This is a genomic window from Neorhizobium tomejilense, from assembly GCF_964254135.1.
Lineage (GTDB): Bacteria > Pseudomonadota > Alphaproteobacteria > Rhizobiales > Rhizobiaceae > Neorhizobium > Neorhizobium tomejilense.
Map to the genome: position 1 here is coordinate 1,691,241 of NZ_CAXUSO020000002.1, position 17,657 is coordinate 1,708,897.

The following is a 17,657-nucleotide window of genomic DNA, read 5'->3' on the forward strand; positions in this document are numbered from 1 at the left end:
GTTGGGAAGCGGCGCTATCCGCCGCCAGCGCCGCTTCCCGGCTCTTTTTTTGACATTTCAAAAGTAGCGGCCAGCCACTCAATTCGGTTGCGAAAGCTATCCCTGAGCACAGGATGTTTCCTCAGATAGTCGGCGTTGAACACGGCAATTGCCAAGAACGGTCCATTCGCCGGAACAGATCGGCATACTCCAGCGGGCAATATCGTCACCGGTCACAGCATCCTATCGTCCTTTCACGTTCTCGATGACGAGTTCGCTGGAGGGATTGAAGCAATGGCTCCTTTCAAATTTCAGGCGGTTCCTCCTGATGTGATGGCAAATGCCAGGCCGCAGGAGGGACATGTGTCACCGGACCGCGAAATGGAGCGCGTCCTGCGTACCGCCCCGGTGGAATGCTTCCGTATCGACGATCCCTTTGATACCCGGCTCGCCCGATGGAAACACAACCCGTTCCACGACGTCGTGCATCCAATGTCGGATCACGTGATCATGACCTATCTCGGAGCTATGCAGCGGCTGGAGCGCCGCTCCGGAAAGGCATACGCGGCAGGTATGGGACGCCAAGGCAGCATAACCTTCATCCCGGCAGGATCGACCTCACGCTGGGATATTCATGGCCCGATGGACATCGTGCAACTCTATCTCTCGCCGGATCTCCTTGATCGGGTGGCCCGCGAATGCCCTGGGGAAGGTCGATCCTTGATCGAAAGTACGGCGCAGCAGGACAACGTGATGGCGACCCTGCTTAGGATGGCGCACCAGTCGTCTAGCGGCATCACCAGCTTGGACGGGCTCTATCGTCAGCAGCTTGCAAGCCTGATCGCCATCCATCTCGTGAAAACCCATGTAGGCGTTTGCGAGGCGTTAGAAAAAGCCTCGGGCGGCCTTGCGCCGGGGATTTTGCGGATGTCCCTCGAGCGGCTGTCGTCTGAAAAGGAGACGGATCTTTCGCTCGGCGCGCTCGCTGAAGCGGCCAACCTTTCCCGCTTTCATTTCTGCCGCGCGTTCAAGAAAAGCACCGGGATGACGCCCTACGAATGGTTGCGCCGTAGGCGGATGGAACAGGCCATGGCCATGCTGCGGGACCCCATGATGCAGATCACGGATATCGCAGGCGTGCTCGGTTACGGGACCCTCACCGCCTTCTGTGTGGCCTTCAAGCGCCATACAGGCCTGACCCCCGGCGAATGGCGACGGGCGGCAGGATAGACCGCAATCCCTCAACATTCCGAGCAACTCTGAAATGTCATCGACATCTCCTTTGCAGTATTTTTTGAGTATCAACAACCACACCTCAGGAGATCCGATGATGAACCGACAGTAATTAACCCTACCTATCATCTAGATTCACCGACATTCCATTCGTGATGGTGTTCAGCTCAGGAAGCAGTCCAGCACTACTTTCAGAGCCGATGTGCACGCTACGATAAGCGATGGACTCCGTCACTCGAATACGGATGTAAACTCAAAAGGAGAATGACATGCTGAGAGAAGCCACTCTCTACGCTCTGTCCGGACTGCTCGTTTCGTCGGTCCTCGTCGGAACGCCCGTCGATTTCGGCAAGGGGCATCGTGAACCGTCTGGCCGGTCGGCACTCACGACTGCTGCAGTCGCTGCCAGCTCAGGAAAACCCGCCGCAGTTCGTCCTCATACGTCTCGCGACAATCGAAAGCCGGGCGACGAAGGCATCAACTAACTCCGTATCGCAGCTCATGCAATCCACCGAAACATTCCGCAGGTGAGGTCGCAACCTAGCACCTCGGACGACTCTGAAGGAGATCAACCATGCCAACCCTCAAAACCACTTTCGCTCTCGTACTGATTGCCGCAGCAGGCTTCGCCAGTGTTACTTACGCAGAGGGAGATTATTACGAAGGCGCCCAGAAGAATGCCGTCAGGCAACAGCGCCGCCCGCCGGTCGACCGGAACTATACCGGTTCGGTGTCGCACACAGCTCCCGTTTACGGCCGTCTCCCGGACGAGAAGACCATCGATAGCGGCGATTACTATGAAGGAGTTCAGCGTCCAAACTGAGGAACTCTAATCGCCCTGAGCAGCCAACCCCAGGGGTTGGCTGCTTCAATCCTTCAGGCCACCGTCATGCCGCCATCGACATGCAATTCGACACCGTTGACGAAACTTCCCGCTGCCGAAGCGAGGAACAGGGCCGCGCGGGCGACTTCCTCCGGACGCCCCATCCGCCCCGCAGGGATATGGGGATGCCATGTAGTCCTCGAACGCCGGGCGATCGGCTTTTGAAATGCCCAACTTGCCGAAGATGGCGGTTTCTACCGGTCCCGGACTCAGCACATTCACGCGGATCTTCCGTTGCTTGAGCTCGATCGCCTGACCGATCGTTTCATCAATCTGGTTCGGGAGGACTACGATGTCGTCCTGCGCGCCGGCGCGCCGATGCAGGAGGACCTGATTGTCCGCCGCCTGGTGGATCTACCAATGGCGATCGTCGCCTCCCCGGCTTTTCTTGAAGTGACCAGGCGATCAGTAGAAGACCTCCCCGACCTGCCTTTTGCGCGCTACACCATGAATGGTGCGGTGCAGCCTGTCCGACTTGCGGACGGCACGATTTTCATTCCAAGGGGACGGGTCGATTGCGACACAGGCTGGGCCTTGATCCATGCTGCATTGAGCGGGCTCGGCGCTGCCTATCTTCTGCGATGCCTCGTTGTGGACGAGTTGCGAGCCGGAACGCTGGTCGATCTCGCACCGGAAATCGCACTTCCAAAGCTGCCGCTTAGCCTACTGCATGCTTATGGGCGGACTGTTCCGGCGCGTGTAAGACTATTTGGGGATTATATAGCCGGTGAAGCCAGAGCCCTCGCCAACCTGTAATTTGGGCGGGAGATAACCGCTGTCCTGCCCGGTCCTTCGTCGCCGTGCTAGATGGGCGTAGTGCCGTTCTGCACCGGGCCGCAAGAATGCCAGTCACTCGTCGAAGGGAGCAGCTGCAACGAGATCGACCGAGGAAGGAATCGTATAGCCGGGAACGAAACGCTCACCGAAGTCCCGCACGAAATTGTCATAGGTGGTTTCCGGCTGCGTTTTCGCGATGTGGCAGAAACAAGAGGTCATTTTTCGCTTCATTCCGAGCCGCGGGAATTCGGCAACGATCGCCCGCACGTCAGATGATGGGATGAAGCTATATTTCAGGCCGACCACATCAAAACAGATGCCGGTAGTACAAAGGCCCACTTCGGCCTCCTTGTAGAGCCCGATCGAAGGCGTCGAGTTGAGCGCAACGCTGTCCCAGATCAACTGGGCGCGCCGTCCGTCGAGCCCCGCGTCCGTCGCAAAATCTCGGGCAAGATCGGCTGCCTCCACTTCGAAGCGGCGAGGCCCCGCAAATCGATCGTTGAGGGTGATGTCATGCAGCAGCGTGCCCACGGCGAGCACTTCGGCGTCATGGGCGACGTTCTGCAGTTCAGCGAGCTTTACCGCAAAAAGCCACGAGCGCATGACATGATTGAAGAGATAGGGCTCGTAGGCATGGTGCGCGTGCTCTATCGCGCGCTCTACTAGCCGGCTGTGAGGAACTGAAATACCGGCGACTATGCGCGTTTCCATCGCAGTCATGTCATCACCCTTTCTGCAACTTTCGCGGTAGTATTGATGATCGCGCCGTGCACGCATCCGTTGATGCGATATTGCGACGGAACGCTGCATGCGATCTTCTGAATGTCAGATCGCATGCAGTCGCCGATAGGCCGTCAGTAGTCCCAGAAAACCGGAACCCAACGGAAGGCGTCGCCGTCGACGGCGACATGCCCGACCGACGGGAATGGCATATGGGTGGCTACCAGCAGTTCGCCGGTCGCCGCAAGCTCCCGCAAAAGCCGAACGCGAACGCGAGCAGCTTCCTCGGGGTCATGCTCAAAGCCATTGAACCAGCCGGGGTGCTCGAATCCGACCGCAAAGACGGCATCGCCTGCAAACATCAGCCGGTCTTTCCCGGAAGCGACGCGGACCACGCTATGCCCCGGCGTGTGGCCACCGGTGCGGGAGACGACGACGCCCGGAGCCACCTCTTGTTCCTCATCGAAAAGGCGCAGCTGGTTGTGGTATTCCTTGGCGAACCGTTTGGCCGTCGCCCGAAGCGCATCCGGGAAGCCGGGAGGCATGTTTACGCGCGAGAAATCAGGTGCTTCCCAGAATTTAACCTCGGCTGCGGCAACGTGAATCCGCAGGTCGGGACGTAGCCGCTCCTTCACGCCATCGACGAGCAGCCCGCCGACGTGATCCATGTGCATGTGGGTCAAAACCACGTCGGTCACCGACCCGAGATCGATGCCGGCGCTTTCCAGTCGCTTGACCAGCTGCCCGGCCCGCGGGAGGTTCAATTCGGGATCCAGCCCCAGGCCGGCGTCGATGAGGATGACCTGTGTGCCGCTGCGCACGACAACCGCATTCAGCGCCCAGTCGAAAGCTTCCTGCGGCAGGAACATACTGTCCAGCCAGACAGCGCGTTCTGCGGCGTCGGCATTGTGGCCCAACATCTTGGTCGGAAGGGGCAGCACGCCATCGCTGATTACCAGCACTTCTATCTCGCCAATGTTCACCGCATAACGCGACGGAACAAGTTCTTCAGTTGCCGGCCTGCCGGAGCGTGAAGTGTTCTCTATATTCATTTTTGTCTCCGGCCGATCCATCATGGGGGGATTTGCTTCTGCCTGCGTCATAGCGCGCTCCTGTTGTGCGGGATTGGAACGTGGGGGGCACGAACCATGCGAAGGAGTGTATTGGGGCGCTTCATGGCGGTCGATTGAGCCTAGGGAGAGGGAGGGCTACACCCAAGAACAGGGTATGCTCTCCCGTTCGTCTATGAGAGCGAGGATTAAGTTATGGCTTCGCCGTCATGAGGATCAAGACGCAGATGTTGTGAGGACAGAAGTTGAACGAGCGGTAATCGCTGATTTAACAAACAGACGCTCCAAGCCGATGCCTGGGCCAATCGGACCGGCCACGTCCACGGTAAGACAGCCGTGATCTCGTGACCAGAAAAACGATGGAAACCCCAGCCCTCAGCCCTGCCGCTCGCCCAGCGCGTCACGAACGGCAGCAAGCAGAGCATGTCCATCAAAGGGTTTTCGCAGAAAACCGCCAATGCCTCTGGCTCGGTCTCTGTCCGTTATCTCGTGCCGCCCGGTGATCAGGAATACGGGAAGTTGCGGGTTCTCCCGCCTGGCAAGGTCGCGCAGTTCGAACCCATCGGGACCGGGCATGCCGATATCGGTGATCAACACATCCACCCCCTTAAGACCGGAAGCGAGCAATGCCTCTCCCGATATGAAGCTGCGGATTTCATATCCGGCCGACTCCAGGAGTTCCACCAATGAAGCAAGCACCCTTGGGTCGTCGTCGACGATCGCTACCACAGGCTTGTTCATATCGTCTTACCTCCTGTGCCGGCTACTGGGTCATGGCATCTTCGCCACGTCGAGCGGCAGTGTGAAAACGATTTTCGCGCCGTGCGGTTCATTCTTTTCCGCCCATAACTGCCCGCCATGCGCTTCGACGATCGAGCGGGAAATTGCGAGGCCCATGCCCATGCCCTGGTCCTTGGTCGTAAAGAAGGGCTCGAAGATCTTGTCAGGGAACTGGATACCCCGGCCCCTGTCGCTGACCTCTATCCGCACCATATCGCCCGCGCGAAAAGCGCGGATCTGAAGGACACGTTCGTTTGGCACGGAAGCCATCGCATCCATGCCGTTACGCATCAGATTGACCAACACCTGCTGGATCTGCACCCGGTCGAACGGAACGAGCCGAAGACCACTCTCGCCTTCGATATCCATGCGGACGCGCCGCCGCGCTGCCTCCTCCGCAAGCAGGTCACGCGCCTGTCTGACGACGGCGCCGAGCTCAGTGCTATCCCGTTTGTCCGTCGATTGCTTGAAGAGAGCGCGAATGCGGCTGACGACATCGGCCGCGGAATTGGCACTATGGACGATGCGATCCAGCGTTTTCTGGGCACGCTCGATATTCGGCGGCTCGGCCGTGAGCCAGCGCTGGCAGGCGCTGGAATAATTCATGACGGCTGCAAGCGGCTGATTCACCTCATGCGCAATAGACGCCGACAACTCCGCTAAGCTTGCCGCCTGACTGGAGCGGGCGAGATTTTCCTGGGCACGGCTAAGCTCCTCCTGCGCACGCACCTGATCCTCAATATCGAGGCAAATGCCATTCCATTGCACAATCTCGCCGTCGCCGTTGCGCATGGCTGAGGCCCGGGTCTCCACCCACCGATACACACCGTCGAAGCGCTTCAGCCGATGCCTCAGCAAATACGGATCGCCGGTAGCAAGCGAATGAGCATACTGCTCCTTCACGGACGCAAGGTCATCAGGATGGATAACAGCGTCGAGCGTCCCGTCCAGCCGGGATTTTCCCAGATCATCCGTGTCTTCGAGGTTGAAGCCGAGATATTGGCGAAGACGCTGGCTGCGATAGATCGGCTTGCCATTTGGCAGAGCGCAATAAATCAGCGCAGGCAGCGTTTCGACCAGCTGTTGGAGGTGCTGCTCGCTTTCGCGCAACGCCTCCTGGCTGGTTATGAGATCATGGATATCGGAACTCACACCATACCATTGGATGATCGTGCCTGCTTCATCGCGCGATGGTTCCGCCCGCGTTTCAGTCCAGCGATAGGTGCCGCCGGCTCGGCGTTGGCGGTATCGCCTAATGTATGGGATGCCTGTTCTCACCGAATGCAGAAAGGCCTCGCGGGCCGCCGCCCTATCATCGGGATGCACAACGCCAAGCGAAGCCGAGCCATCCGGTGCCGTCATGTCTTCAAGCCTAGCCCCTGTCACCTCCGTGAAGCGCTTGTTCACAAAGGCTGGCGTTCCATCCGCCATCGTACTCCAGATCAATGCCGGCACGGTGTCGATGAGCTGCTGCAACTGCCGTTCGCGTTCTCGGAGTGCCGCCTCGGTTTTTTTATACACGTCAATATCCAATGCTGTTCCATACCATCCGGTGATACGCCCTTGCCCATCGCGCGTCGGGCGGGCCGCGGCCCGATGCCAGACAAAGGCGCCGTTGGCGCGCAGGACCCTATATTCGAAATTCCAGTGCTCGCCCGTCTTGAGCGCGCGGCGCAGCGTTTCTCCTGCCCTTTCGCTGTCGTCGGGATGCGCGCCGCGCTGCCAGCCTTGCCTACCGCCTTCGAGGAAAGGCTTTCCGTCCAGGAGAACGTTGAGGTCCTCAAGCGTCATCGCGATCGAGGTCTGGGCCGTGGGGGTTGCGTAGGTGAATTGCCCGATGGTGTCGATCGCCCAGGCACCACCATAGAGTTTCTCGATGGCAAGCGCGGCTTGAACCGCGTCGCCCGTCTCGCCGAACGAGCTTGCCATCGTCCATGGCTCGTCTTGCCGCGCTACTGCCGGGTCGACATCGACGCTGATGCTGTAGTCCGGCTCCACGAGGAATTCGATCCAGCGGTAGCTGCCATCCTCCTGGAGCTGCCGATAACTGCTAACCTGAGGAATGCCGTGAAAGAAGGCTCGCGCCGCTGCCTGCTCCACGGCTGGCCTGTCGTGTGGATGAACCGCGTCCATTGATAGACGTGGATCCTGCGCGGGTTGATCGGCAAGTCGGTCGTCGCAGTCGTTCGGGCGCGACGGGACGGCTATATCGATCACCGTGCCGTACCATCCGGCTACCGAACCATCCCTGTCGCGTACCGGCTGTCCCGTGCTGCGCGCCCAGCCATACACACCAGTCGCCCGCAGCATCCGGTGCTCGACGTTGTAATGCTCCCCCGTCCGCAAGCAACGGCGCCATGTCGCAGCTGCCGCATCGTAGTCTTCAGGATGGATCACATGTTTCCAGCCAAGCGTATGTTCTTCCGGCTGCGCATTGAGGCTTTCCAGGCTCGTGCCGAAAAAGGCGAGTGCCGCCGGCGTCACATAGATAAAATTGCCGCCGGCATCGGTTGCCCAGGCATTGCCGGTGATCCGCTCGACGATCTTTGCCGCCTGTACGGCATCGATATCGGGGGAACTTGCCGATCCCCCACTTCTACCCATCCCCGAAGCTCCGGCGGACTTCGACATGTCTCAACCCGATCCCATTTCATTTGAGATCACCATGGTTCGCTTGACACTATGCCACGGCCTCTCCACCAGGGACGGTATATGGGAGCTTGCAACAAAAACACCTGTTCCGAAGGATAGGGCGAAGATCCGCAGGCCGATTCAGCTTACGATTGTGGCTAAGCATACCGTAACTGCCAGCAGATATCCGATCCAAGTGCGGCGCAAAGAGGCAATGCCGGGATCTTGCGGCCCGCCGTGCTCTCCATATTCAGCTGCTGAAGATCGTCCGAATTGACTTCAGAAAAGCGGTGGCAGTCCGCTCGTGTTTCTCTTCTGCAAGCCGTAGATCGCCGACGTCGCCAGAACCCGAGGATAGCATTGCCGCGATCTCCTCGGCTATTGCCGGTCGTTCGGCGATCAGCTGCGCAAAACTCTTCTGGTCGATCTCGTAAGCAGTGACGCGCGTCAGGGCCTGCAGCGTGTAGGCCTCCTCCGTTCCCACCAGAAGGCCGGTTTCCCCAAAGAAATCGCCCGAGGAAAGGCGTCTTTTTTCCTGCTCCTCGTGCTGCATCGATACGACGCCGGTGCGGATGATCATCATCCAAGGTAGCGCCTGTTCCTGGGCGACGATGACGTCACCCTCCCGATATTCGCGCTCGATTCCCGACTGAGCCAATTTCTCTCTTTCGGATCGCGTCAGCCTGGAGAGGATCGGATTTTCATCGACAACCTCCTGCAGTATCGCTTCAGGAGGTTCAGAGATTTCCTGCAAGTAAGTTCCGTCCATGATGGCGATCGCCGAGGGCGGCATCGCAAGATGCAGCCCGGACGATCGGCAATGACGGTAGACTCGATCGATCACCTCGTTTTGAGCCCTTATTCTCAGAAGTGGATTGCTCACGCGGAAAAAAAGACGGATTTCCAGCGCGGTGGCATCGAGGCCGCCGAACGAGACCAGTGGCGGTGGCTCGCGGATGATTGAATTGCAGCCGGCCAGAACCGTCAACATGGCCTCCTCGACAATTGAGGGTGCGTGCGTCGGGACCAGCCGTACTGTCATCTTTAGGAGATGCGTTTCATCGGGCCGGCTGACATTGGTCAGCTTCAGCTTGGCAAGGACACTGTTAGGCACCACGACGATGTTGTTGGCGCCCGTCAGAATTTGCGTCGAGCGCCAGGTGCTTGCTGTAACTCGTCCTTCCGTGCCGTCTTCAAGGAGAATCCAGTCGCCTAGCGCAAAGGTACGCCCGAGATTAAGGGCGACACCGGAAAAGACGTCGCCGAGTGTATTCTGAAGGGCAAGACCAAGCGCAATGGCGATGACGCCGGACGTCGCGATCAGCGTTCCGACAGGAGCGCCGAAAACAAAAGCCAGGGCGGCAAGCGTGACACACATGTAGACGACGCCGACGACAATGTCCTGCAGCAGGCGGGCCTCGCGGGGCCGACCTTCCAATACAAGATAGATGCGCACGAACCCGATGACGGCCCAGGAGAGATGGAGCCACCACAGCAATTGGCCGAAAACGATGAACACGGCACGCTCGTCGCCGATCCGCAGGCCTTGGGATTCACCGAGCGGAATATCTTCGAGAAAGAGGACGGAGGTCATGGCCGTGAAAAAGACGATCTGCACCACGAGCCGCAGGTTGGAGTGCAACGGACCGATGAGCTTCCAAACGGCCATCCCGGTCAAACCTAGAATGATCAGCCATGCGAGCGGCGCGGCGGCGATTTCACCCACATATGCCTGAAGCATGATGATCGTCCCGTATTCGGAGGTCAGTAGCCGATGCCGGCGATGTAATTCGCCAGCATATGTTCCTGCAACTGCTCCTGCTCGAAGAGAACTTTCAGGGCGTCGCGGATATCGAGAACGCCGAGCGGCTTTGCGTCTGCGCCAAGGATCGGCATGTTCTGGATGCGGTTTTCCACCATGACCTGCCATGTCGCCTGTAGTTCATCTGCCGGGCTGCAGGAAATGATGTTGCGGCTCATCAGCGCCTCGACGCTTGCATTCGGCTCGCGGTCGGCAAGATGGCGAATAAGATCGGATTTGCTGAGTACCCCAGCTGCCTTTCCGTGTCCCTCGCTGACCACCACAAGTCCAATCCCCGGGTTGGAAAGCGTCAGGGCGGCAGCCTGCAGTGTGGCGGCGACATCGATCACCATCAGGCGGGCCGATGTCATGGGATAGAGCTTTTCGATGCGCATGATTTCCTCCTGACGGCGCTCGCGGGCACAGCCGGACATGTCGGTATCAACTGTAATCGGAACCGGAATGGCGCCGGCTAGGGGCGCCATTCCGTCATTTATTCAGGCGAGAACCGCCTTTCCCGTTCGAGTTTACTTTTCGTAGGTCGTCAGATTGGTTTCGTTCGTGTCGACGACGAACACGGCAAGGAGGCGAGCACGCTCCGTCTTGCTTGCATTTTCGCTAACGGCGTGATGGTCGCCGGGAAACTCGGAAAAGTTCTCGCCGGCATGGTAGACCGTCACCGGCCCACCATTGACCCTGCTGGTTATCGCTCCTTCCAGAACCGTCGCGTAAATGAAGGCGGACTTGGGATGCGTGTGAGCGGGCGAGGAGCCGCCGGGCGCATATTCGACAAGCACGCCCTTCATGCTCTTACCGGGCACGTTGGGCAGTGGCTGGTCGTAGACCACCGTTACCTTCTCATCGCTGTGGTCATCATCCGCCGAAACCGCAGCCGCGGAGGCAAATACGAGAGCCGTCGCGCAAAGAAATGTCCTGATCATCTTCGTCTCCTGGGAAATGAGGCTTGCCGGCCCTGAGAGACCGGTGAAGCCGGGAGGAATTTGCGAGTGAGCCGCTTACTTTTTCTGGGCGGCAGGGGACTGGAGCCAGTCCTCGAAGCGAATCGCGCCAAGGCGGGCGCCGGCATCCGGAACCAGTGTCCGGTCGTCGATCTCGACCTCGAAATAGCGGGCATGCGGATCGGCGAGGATGGTTCTCGGATCATTGGTGGCCTTGAGGTAGCGCTCAATGAATTGATTCATTGGCGCGCGCTCGGGCCCGGCGATCTCGATCATACCGTTCGCCGGTTTAGCTAGAGCGGCGTCAGCCATGGCGTCGGCGACATTGTCCGCTGCGATCGGCTGAAAAGCGCCCGTCGGCACGCGAACACTCGTTCCTTCGGTTGCCGACTGGGCGATGGCACCCACGAACTCGAAGAACTGGGTGGCATGGACGATTGTGTATGGCACTCCTGAGCTGCGGATATGCTCTTCCTGACGCAGTTTGGCTCGGAAATATCCCATCGCCTGCATACGATCTGTGCCGACCACCGACAGCGCGACATGATGACGAACGCCTGCGGCCTTTTCCGCCGCAAAGAGGTTGCGACCAGCTGCATCGAAGAATTCCATTGCGACGTTCTCGTCGAAGGACGGCGAGTTCGCCAGATCGATAACCACCTCGGCACCGGCCAGAGCTCCGGCAAGACCTTCTCCAGTCACTGTGTTCACGCCCGAATTTGGAGATGCGGCAAGCACCTCATGTCCCTTCTTGCGAAGCCGTTCGACGGTTTTCGAACCAATGAGGCCCGTGCCTCCAATTACGACGATCTTCATGTCCTATCTCCTGGTTTCAAGTTTGATATTGAGTTGCGGGTCTGCTGCCGGCGTTATTCCGCCGAGGCTGCTTCCTCGATTAGAGAGGCTATTTCCTTGGGATGTGACACCGTCAGGGCATGCGAACCGCCCTCGATGACGACGGTCTTCAACGCATGCGCGCGCTTGGCCATGAAGCTCAGCACGGCTGGCGGGATGTTGCGATCTGCGGAACCGTAAATGGAGTAGGACGGCAGCGTCTTCCAGGAGGCGGCGCCCGACGGTTCGGCCAACGCGGCCTGCGTGATTGGGCGCTGGGTGGCTGCCATCAACCGCGCCTCGTCTTCGGCCACATCGGCGGCGAACTGATCGTGGAAGCGGTCCCGTCGAATGTAGAGGTCCTGCCCGCCGCCCGGCAGCGCAGTCGTAGTCAAAGCGTCCGCCAGCGTGCTGCCGGGATATTTTCCCGAAAGGCTCGCGCTTGATTCACCGGCCTCCGGAGCGAAAGCGGAGACATAGACCAAAGCCTTTACATTCGAATTTCCGTTCGCCGCTTCGGTGATGACCGGCCCGCCGTATGAATGACCGACCAGCACCACCGGTCCCGAAATCGAGCGGAGGACACCTGCGACAGTCGCGGCATCGCTGGCGACGCTGCGGAGCGGGTTGGCAGCGGCGATCGCCGTATAACCGTCCTTGGCAAGCGCGCCGATAACACCGTTCCAGCTCGACGAGCCGGCGAATGCGCCGTGCACCAGCACGATCGTCGGTTTGGCGGGCGGTTCCGCGGCATGTGCGAATGCTGCAACTGCCGTACCCACCATTGCGGCAAGCGACAGAGTTTTGATGATATCGCGCATCTTATGTCTCCTGTTAAAGCCTCTTCGACTGGTCAGGAGAATGCGCTACGCCGGGCCGCCAGCCTATCGAACAGAGGCATCGACCATCTAGTCCCAGAGTACAGGTAGGATAGATCGGGTGATTAGGTTATCCCGCCTGAACTCAGGGCAACCGCCCCCGTGGAAAGGGAGGGCCTCATGCCTCGCCAGTAATCGGCGGCTAAAGCTCGAAGACAATCCCAGCTTTCCGGGTCGTGTCAGATGGCGAAGGAAGGGGCGTACGGCGCTGACGCGCCAAGACCAATCGCCTCGGGGAGCAGCTTTTGGTTGTGAGGACAGTATTGCGCAGGCTCAAGCCTGCGGCGTCTCGCGAAGACTGGAAGGCAATGAATCCCAGGCGCGAATGAGTTCGCCGATAGAAATAGTCCGCATCTTACGCATTACATTGCTGCGGTGGAGTTTTACCGTGATCTCGCTGATGCCGAGCTCGAAAGCGATTTGCTTGTTGAGGCGGCCGCGCGCAACTTCACGAAGCACCTGACGTTCGCGCGGCGTCAGCGTCGCGAACCGGCTGGAATGCTGATGGATGTTCTCCGCCTGCGCCCTCTGCTCCACGTCCCGCTGAATGCCCGCAATCACGGCGTCCAACAACGTCTGGTCGCGCACCGGTTTCGTCAGGAAATCGACGGCGCCGGCCTTCATGGCTTGCACTGTCATCGGAATGTCGCCGTATCCTGTGAGAAAGACAATGGGTTTCGTAATTCCGCGCGACGAGAGTTGATGCTGCAAGTCAAGACCACTCGCGCCGGGCATTCGGACATCTAGCACCAGGCAGCCGGGCCGATCGGGGAGACCGGCGCTCAACAGTTCCCGGGGCGACGGGAAACAGACGACATCAAGCCCGACAGATTCCATAAGTTCCTGAAGGGAGTTGCGAACGTCTTCGTCGTCGTCGACGACGAGGACCAATGGACTATCCGCAGTGACGGTTAAGGTGTCCATCGGATCACCTCTCGAAAAGGCGGGAAACAGGCTTCACGAAGCGTCTCCCGCCAACCGAATCGTCTCCCGGCTGAATGGGCAACAGCGAGTGAGAAGCACCGCTGCCTTCTAGGACGATTGTATCCTTCATTGCTCTACATCCCCATCTACCCGAGCGGCCGCGTTTTCAGCCCGCCAGCCGCAACTTCACGTCCTGCTTCGCCTGCAATTCAGGGCAACGCTCCATCTTCCGCAGCAGGCCCCCGGGTCCTGGTCCTTGCCCTGTCGACAAGCCATTTGCGAACATCGTCGGAGAACGCTGGCGGCGCCTTGCGCGCCAAATCACCGGCAATATCCGCCAACGTCTGGCTCGCGAGCGAATCTCGCATAGCTTTCTCAGCACGCAACATCACCGCATGGATCGCGCATACGCCTTTCGTTGCCCATGACGGTGGCCGGTCCCGATATACAGCGCAGCGGCTGCGAATCTCTTGGCAGTCAAACAAGGGCTTTCTGCCTTCGATCGCGTCAACAACCTCCAGAACGGTGATATCTTGGGGCTGCTTTGCAAGCAGATATCCTCCTTTTATGCCCTCGGATGCGGTCACGATCCCCGCCTTCTCCAGCTTCGGAAATACCTTCGCCACAAAGCTAGGCGAAATCCCCTGAAAGTCAGCCAGATCGCGACTGCTGAGCGGCGCTCCCGGCGAGCTTGTCAACCACAGAAGACAATGCAACCCGTATTCAACACCTGCTGTTATGTGAGCCATAACGCGGACTATACTTGTCCGCGTTATGGCTGGCAAGCACTGATTTGAACTGCCCCGAAGCGCAACTGCGGCGGCACGGAAATCAATAACCGCTGAAGAGGGCAACGTCTGGCTTCCGCCTAAGCCATCATCGGCATACGGCAATCGGCAGATACATTGTGACCTGAGTGCCGGCATTGAGTTTACTTTCAACGGCGATATGTCCCCCCACTTCCTCGACGAACCGCTTGACCACGGGCAGGCCGAAGCCGCCAAGCCCCGTCGCTCTTGTTGTGAAGAAGGGCTCGAAGGCGCGCTGCAGCGTATCTGCGCTCATGCCGAGGCCATTGTCCAAGATCTCTATCTCGACAGCCGCCGTAGATCCGCCTTTTGCCGCTCTTCGCGCGGCAAGTGCGATAGTCCCGCCATCCGGCATGGCATCGCGCGCATTCGTCAGCAGGTTCATAATGGCTCCCAGCAGATTGATCCGACTGCAGGTCAGGGGCGGTAAATCCGGCTCCACCTGAACGTCGAGCTGAATTTCGGGCTCCCAGATTTTCTCGACCAGCTCCCGAAGCTCGCTCAGGCAGCCACCGATGCTGACGGCTTCCACCGAGGCCGCTCCCTCGCGTGCCCGACGGAGGGTCTGCTCCACAAGCGTTCCGGCGCGTGCAAGAGACATTCTCGCGCTGGAAACGATGGGCGGCAGGCTCGGATCGGCCGCCAAATGAGCGTTGCGGGAGAGGATGTTCAATGCTGATACCGCAACCTGTATGAGATTGCCCAGATCATGAACCGTGCCGGGGATGGAATCGGGCGGGTGACCCTTAGCGGCGGCACCGGCAACAGAAAGTGGAAAGTCGTTCTTGGCTTGCAAGCCTATTTCGCTATGCGACATGAGATCCTCCATGGGCGCAGAACAGGCCCAAATCGGTCAGCAACTCACCGCAAACTAAGGGATGGCAGCGGTGGGATCGATCAAGCTAAGGATGGGACATGGCCATACCGATAGATAGGTTTTCACGGGGGTGGTCTTGTCTCGAGCAGGATGGCTCGGAGCAGTAGGCAAATATGCTGGGTCAATCCGATCGATCTTAGATACGCACCAAAGGATTAGCCGCATCCGCCGCAAGCAAGGTTCAATTGTCCGTATGATTGGGCAGCGGCGCGGTCCGCATGACCTCGCGCTCGTCACAGCGACTACAAAGTCTCGCAATCCATGACCTCGAATGACGAGGTCATGTTGCTGTTGGTTGCTATCTAGCCGGCGATATAGGATGTCAAGACGGGATCGGCGACCGAAGGGTCCGCACCCCCCCCGGCCGCCGGCTCGCCAACGCTTTTCGCGGAGTTCAAGTAGCGCGAAACCACGGAGCAGTTACAACTAGTCAATGCGGAGGCCTTGCCCAATCCGGACCATTCTCACCTGCCGCTTTAAGGCGCCGGCGCATTCTCTGGCGCAGGAGTCTGCGAATTCGCCGTCAGTCGGACTTCAGGCATGCAATCGTGGCTTCCCCCAATCCAGGCGGAGTTCGCGCGTCAACCAATTGGAATAGAGAGCCAACATTCCGCGTGCCGCCCGGTCGCCTTGAAGGGACTCGAACCTAAAATCTCCTTGGGATTGAACATGGGAGGCGAAGCTGTATCCAATGAAGTTGATGTTGATCTTGCCGTCCAGGTGGCGCTTCGGCTGCTGGCCTCGACGGGACAAAACCAGGAATGCGGACATCCTCAGTCACCTCAAGCCGCGCCCCTCTCCACGATCGATCAGCCCGTTCGCTCGAAAATCAGGCGGACCAAAGTTCCATCGCTTGCTGCGGCATTGATTGTCGTCGCAATCAGCCGGAGCGGTCCCCGCGCGACGAGCGCTTTCGGCTGAGGGTGTTGTCCGGGACCGGCGTCGAAAAAGGCAGAGCATTGATGATCGGTGTCGAGCACGGCGATGAAGGATGTTGTGACGACAGTTTCGCCGCAAGCGGCGCATCGGAGAATGTACGATCCGAAACGGACAACGGATTCTGTGTCAGCCCGTCCGCACGACACGCAGGCCAAAATACCGTTCATTGCATCAATTGCACCTGGCGACGTTGCGTCTGTATGGCTCATGAGGCGGCGGCTAGAATGATCGCAATAACGAGCAGCAGCGGACCCATCCACTTGAAATGACGAACGACCGACGGCCGACGGGCCGGATTGCTTGATAGCGACAGATAACCAAATCCGACCCCCGTCATCCAAAGGCCAGCGCAAAACATGATGAATTCGTCAATGTACGCTGCTACCATGCTTCTCTGCCTCAGGGTTGTTGAATGTGGCCAAATTTCGTCGTTGGCCATCGCCACCAGGTCTTGTAAATATCGCCACCAGGTCTTGTAAATCATGACGGCGGAGCCCCTCGTTTTGCGGATTGTCGAGAGGTTCAAGTGGCTTCACCCGCGTGAGACCGGCCAAGACTACCTGAGCTAACGCCGTCAGAATGCTGTCTTAGGTCATGAATTACCACCGCCCTGGTCTATGTAAAAGCATAAACCCGTTTTCGCTTGGCGGAAACGAGCAACCTCCCAGCGTTCAGATGCCTTGGGTCTAAAAACTCGATACCCCTAACCGCGCGCTCTGGTGAGGGAGTAGCATCCCCCGCTATTCGGGACGCCGAGCCTTTTCCGAGGGCAACATTCCGCTGAACGTCCCTAGCCGAGGCGGATGTTCAAGATTCGAGATGGAAATCGAGGAGTTCTTGCGGCTCTCTGGTATCTGGCCCTCGCCCCGTTTAGCCCCTGGAGGCGATGCCAGGCTCGACAGTGATGTTCGAAGAAGCGTGGCCTTGAAACGCCTACCTATTCGCTCTAATGAATGGCGAAGGTTGAGCATCGGCCATATTTCGGTGGTACAGGCAGTTCAGGAAATGACGGATTCGGTGCTCTCGGACGGCAATGATCCCCAGCGGTTCCTCGCGGGTGTCATCGAACGATGCTACGGAGAGCTCCGACGCTATGCGCGACGGAGGGTTGGCGACGATGCGGTGGCGGACGAACTTGTCCAAGAGGCTTGTCTACGGCTGGTGACGACTGGCAACGACCTGCCGTTCAATCCACGGGCCTATCTCTACCGCATACTCTCGAATCTCGTTACTGATCACCATCGCCATCGAGTGCGCCTCCAGAGAAGTTTCATCGACGCTGGCACCCTGGATGCTGCCGATGATCGGCCGGATGCGGAGCGGGAGGTCATCGGCCGGCAGCGACTGGCAGTTCTCGCACAGGCCGTTGCTGAACTTCCGCCGCGATGCCGCGAGTGCTTCGTTCTTCGGCGCTTCGAAGGGTTGTCCCACGCCGAAATCGCCAATCGGATGAGGATCAGCACCAGTGCTGTGGAGAAGCACCTGGCAGCGGCAACGGTCCACTGCGCTCGGCGCGTAAAGGCAAATGACTAAATTTGCACCCGACCTGGGGCTTGGCTCCTC

18 protein-coding genes and 2 pseudogenes are annotated in these 17,657 nt (G+C 59.0%); 5 read left to right on the forward strand and 15 right to left on the reverse strand.

Going from position 1 to position 17,657, the window contains the following annotated elements; all coding sequences use genetic code 11:
* The first annotated feature begins 135 nt into the window (after window positions 1-135).
* The 3 genes from ACSQ3G_RS30750 to ACSQ3G_RS30760 all read left to right on the forward strand — a co-directional run bounded on the left by ACSQ3G_RS30750 (window position 136) and on the right by ACSQ3G_RS30760 (window position 2,035).
* On the forward strand, window positions 136-1,209 hold the full coding sequence (locus ACSQ3G_RS30750; RefSeq protein WP_436113039.1) for an AraC family transcriptional regulator: 1,074 nt from the start codon (window positions 136-138) through the stop codon (window positions 1,207-1,209).
* A gap of 272 nt (window positions 1,210-1,481) precedes the next feature.
* On the forward strand, window positions 1,482-1,697 hold the full coding sequence (locus tag ACSQ3G_RS30755; RefSeq protein ID WP_436113040.1) for a hypothetical protein: 216 nt from the start codon (window positions 1,482-1,484) through the stop codon (window positions 1,695-1,697).
* An 89-nt stretch (window positions 1,698-1,786) separates the two neighbouring features.
* On the forward strand, window positions 1,787-2,035 hold the full coding sequence (locus tag ACSQ3G_RS30760; RefSeq protein WP_046627764.1) for a hypothetical protein: 249 nt from the start codon (window positions 1,787-1,789) through the stop codon (window positions 2,033-2,035).
* A gap of 53 nt (window positions 2,036-2,088) precedes the next feature.
* On the opposite strand, the pseudogene ACSQ3G_RS30765 reads toward ACSQ3G_RS30760, so the two are convergent.
* Window positions 2,089-2,347: pseudogene (locus ACSQ3G_RS30765) on the reverse strand (SDR family oxidoreductase); the annotation flags it as partial.
* Here ACSQ3G_RS30765 and ACSQ3G_RS30770 point away from each other — a divergent pair.
* Window positions 2,318-2,851, forward strand: a pseudogene (locus ACSQ3G_RS30770) (substrate binding domain-containing protein); the annotation flags it as partial. The pseudogenes ACSQ3G_RS30765 and ACSQ3G_RS30770 overlap by 30 nt on opposite strands.
* 93 nt (window positions 2,852-2,944) lie before the next feature.
* On the opposite strand, the gene ACSQ3G_RS30775 reads toward ACSQ3G_RS30770, so the two are convergent.
* The 14 genes from ACSQ3G_RS30775 to ACSQ3G_RS30840 form a co-directional block, all read right to left on the reverse strand.
* Window positions 2,945-3,682 carry a hypothetical protein gene (locus ACSQ3G_RS30775; RefSeq protein WP_436113041.1) on the reverse strand — a complete coding sequence of 246 codons (738 nt, stop codon included), beginning with the start codon at window positions 3,680-3,682 and terminating at the stop codon, window positions 2,945-2,947.
* Window positions 3,683-3,726: 44 nt separating this feature from the next.
* Entirely contained in the window at window positions 3,727-4,695 is a 969-nt protein-coding gene (locus tag ACSQ3G_RS30780; protein WP_436113042.1) for an MBL fold metallo-hydrolase, read from the reverse strand.
* Between the two features lie 342 nt (window positions 4,696-5,037).
* Complete coding sequence (locus tag ACSQ3G_RS30785; RefSeq protein WP_046632222.1) at window positions 5,038-5,403, reverse strand: response regulator transcription factor; 366 nt, start codon at window positions 5,401-5,403, stop codon at window positions 5,038-5,040.
* Window positions 5,404-5,433: 30 nt separating this feature from the next.
* Window positions 5,434-8,073 (reverse strand): PAS domain-containing protein, encoded by a 2,640-nt coding sequence (locus ACSQ3G_RS30790; protein ID WP_436113043.1) that lies wholly within the window; start codon window positions 8,071-8,073, stop codon window positions 5,434-5,436.
* Between the two features lie 250 nt (window positions 8,074-8,323).
* Window positions 8,324-9,814 carry a mechanosensitive ion channel family protein gene (locus tag ACSQ3G_RS30795; RefSeq protein ID WP_436113241.1) on the reverse strand — a complete coding sequence of 497 codons (1,491 nt, stop codon included), beginning with the start codon at window positions 9,812-9,814 and terminating at the stop codon, window positions 8,324-8,326.
* A 23-nt stretch (window positions 9,815-9,837) separates the two neighbouring features.
* Window positions 9,838-10,359: a CBS domain-containing protein gene (locus ACSQ3G_RS30800; protein ID WP_436113044.1), complete on the reverse strand. Its 522-nt coding sequence runs from the start codon at window positions 10,357-10,359 to the stop codon at window positions 9,838-9,840.
* Between the two features lie 42 nt (window positions 10,360-10,401).
* Window positions 10,402-10,815 carry a cupin domain-containing protein gene (locus ACSQ3G_RS30805; protein ID WP_046627748.1) on the reverse strand — a complete coding sequence of 138 codons (414 nt, stop codon included), beginning with the start codon at window positions 10,813-10,815 and terminating at the stop codon, window positions 10,402-10,404.
* 75 nt (window positions 10,816-10,890) lie between these two features.
* Window positions 10,891-11,649 (reverse strand): SDR family oxidoreductase, encoded by a 759-nt coding sequence (locus ACSQ3G_RS30810; protein WP_436113045.1) that lies wholly within the window; start codon window positions 11,647-11,649, stop codon window positions 10,891-10,893.
* A gap of 53 nt (window positions 11,650-11,702) precedes the next feature.
* A complete protein-coding gene (locus tag ACSQ3G_RS30815) occupies window positions 11,703-12,488 on the reverse strand; it encodes an alpha/beta fold hydrolase (RefSeq protein WP_436113046.1) in 786 nt (261 codons plus the stop codon).
* Between the two features lie 330 nt (window positions 12,489-12,818).
* Window positions 12,819-13,469, reverse strand: a complete 651-nt coding sequence (locus tag ACSQ3G_RS30820) for a response regulator transcription factor (protein ID WP_436113047.1) — start codon at window positions 13,467-13,469, stop codon at window positions 12,819-12,821.
* Between the two features lie 209 nt (window positions 13,470-13,678).
* Window positions 13,679-14,395: an RrF2 family transcriptional regulator gene (locus tag ACSQ3G_RS30825; protein WP_436113048.1), complete on the reverse strand. Its 717-nt coding sequence runs from the start codon at window positions 14,393-14,395 to the stop codon at window positions 13,679-13,681.
* Complete coding sequence (locus ACSQ3G_RS30830; protein ID WP_436113049.1) at window positions 14,346-15,095, reverse strand: sensor histidine kinase; 750 nt, start codon at window positions 15,093-15,095, stop codon at window positions 14,346-14,348. Before ACSQ3G_RS30830 ends, ACSQ3G_RS30825 begins: the two co-directional genes overlap by 50 nt.
* A gap of 869 nt (window positions 15,096-15,964) precedes the next feature.
* Window positions 15,965-16,261 carry a hypothetical protein gene (locus tag ACSQ3G_RS30835; RefSeq protein WP_105403697.1) on the reverse strand — a complete coding sequence of 99 codons (297 nt, stop codon included), beginning with the start codon at window positions 16,259-16,261 and terminating at the stop codon, window positions 15,965-15,967.
* Window positions 16,262-16,299: 38 nt separating this feature from the next.
* Window positions 16,300-16,482, reverse strand: a complete 183-nt coding sequence (locus ACSQ3G_RS30840; RefSeq protein ID WP_105403698.1) for a hypothetical protein — start codon at window positions 16,480-16,482, stop codon at window positions 16,300-16,302.
* Between the two features lie 431 nt (window positions 16,483-16,913).
* Here ACSQ3G_RS30840 and ACSQ3G_RS30845 point away from each other — a divergent pair, with 431 nt between their 5' ends.
* On the forward strand, window positions 16,914-17,627 hold the full coding sequence (locus ACSQ3G_RS30845; protein ID WP_436113050.1) for an RNA polymerase sigma factor: 714 nt from the start codon (window positions 16,914-16,916) through the stop codon (window positions 17,625-17,627).
* Window positions 17,628-17,657 lie beyond the last annotated feature (30 nt).

Coding starts and splice junctions, on each gene's coding strand:
- ACSQ3G_RS30755 (WP_436113040.1), top strand. CDS start 1,482: ATGCTGAGAGAAGCCACTCTCTACGCTCTGTCCGGACTGCTCGTTTCG.
- ACSQ3G_RS30760 (WP_046627764.1), top strand. CDS start 1,787: ATGCCAACCCTCAAAACCACTTTCGCTCTCGTACTGATTGCCGCAGCA.
- ACSQ3G_RS30775 (WP_436113041.1), bottom strand. CDS start 3,682: ATGCAGCGTTCCGTCGCAATATCGCATCAACGGATGCGTGCACGGCGC.
- ACSQ3G_RS30780 (WP_436113042.1), bottom strand. CDS start 4,695: ATGACGCAGGCAGAAGCAAATCCCCCCATGATGGATCGGCCGGAGACA.
- ACSQ3G_RS30785 (WP_046632222.1), bottom strand. CDS start 5,403: ATGAACAAGCCTGTGGTAGCGATCGTCGACGACGACCCAAGGGTGCTT.
- ACSQ3G_RS30790 (WP_436113043.1), bottom strand. CDS start 8,073: ATGTCGAAGTCCGCCGGAGCTTCGGGGATGGGTAGAAGTGGGGGATCG.
- ACSQ3G_RS30795 (WP_436113241.1), bottom strand. CDS start 9,814: ATGCTTCAGGCATATGTGGGTGAAATCGCCGCCGCGCCGCTCGCATGG.
- ACSQ3G_RS30800 (WP_436113044.1), bottom strand. CDS start 10,359: ATGGCGCCCCTAGCCGGCGCCATTCCGGTTCCGATTACAGTTGATACC.
- ACSQ3G_RS30805 (WP_046627748.1), bottom strand. CDS start 10,815: ATGATCAGGACATTTCTTTGCGCGACGGCTCTCGTATTTGCCTCCGCG.
- ACSQ3G_RS30810 (WP_436113045.1), bottom strand. CDS start 11,649: ATGAAGATCGTCGTAATTGGAGGCACGGGCCTCATTGGTTCGAAAACC.
- ACSQ3G_RS30815 (WP_436113046.1), bottom strand. CDS start 12,488: ATGCGCGATATCATCAAAACTCTGTCGCTTGCCGCAATGGTGGGTACG.
- ACSQ3G_RS30820 (WP_436113047.1), bottom strand. CDS start 13,469: ATGGACACCTTAACCGTCACTGCGGATAGTCCATTGGTCCTCGTCGTC.
- ACSQ3G_RS30825 (WP_436113048.1), bottom strand. CDS start 14,395: ATGCCGGCACTCAGGTCACAATGTATCTGCCGATTGCCGTATGCCGAT.
- ACSQ3G_RS30830 (WP_436113049.1), bottom strand. CDS start 15,095: ATGTCGCATAGCGAAATAGGCTTGCAAGCCAAGAACGACTTTCCACTT.
- ACSQ3G_RS30835 (WP_105403697.1), bottom strand. CDS start 16,261: ATGAACGGTATTTTGGCCTGCGTGTCGTGCGGACGGGCTGACACAGAA.
- ACSQ3G_RS30840 (WP_105403698.1), bottom strand. CDS start 16,482: ATGGTAGCAGCGTACATTGACGAATTCATCATGTTTTGCGCTGGCCTT.
- ACSQ3G_RS30845 (WP_436113050.1), top strand. CDS start 16,914: ATGGAAATCGAGGAGTTCTTGCGGCTCTCTGGTATCTGGCCCTCGCCC.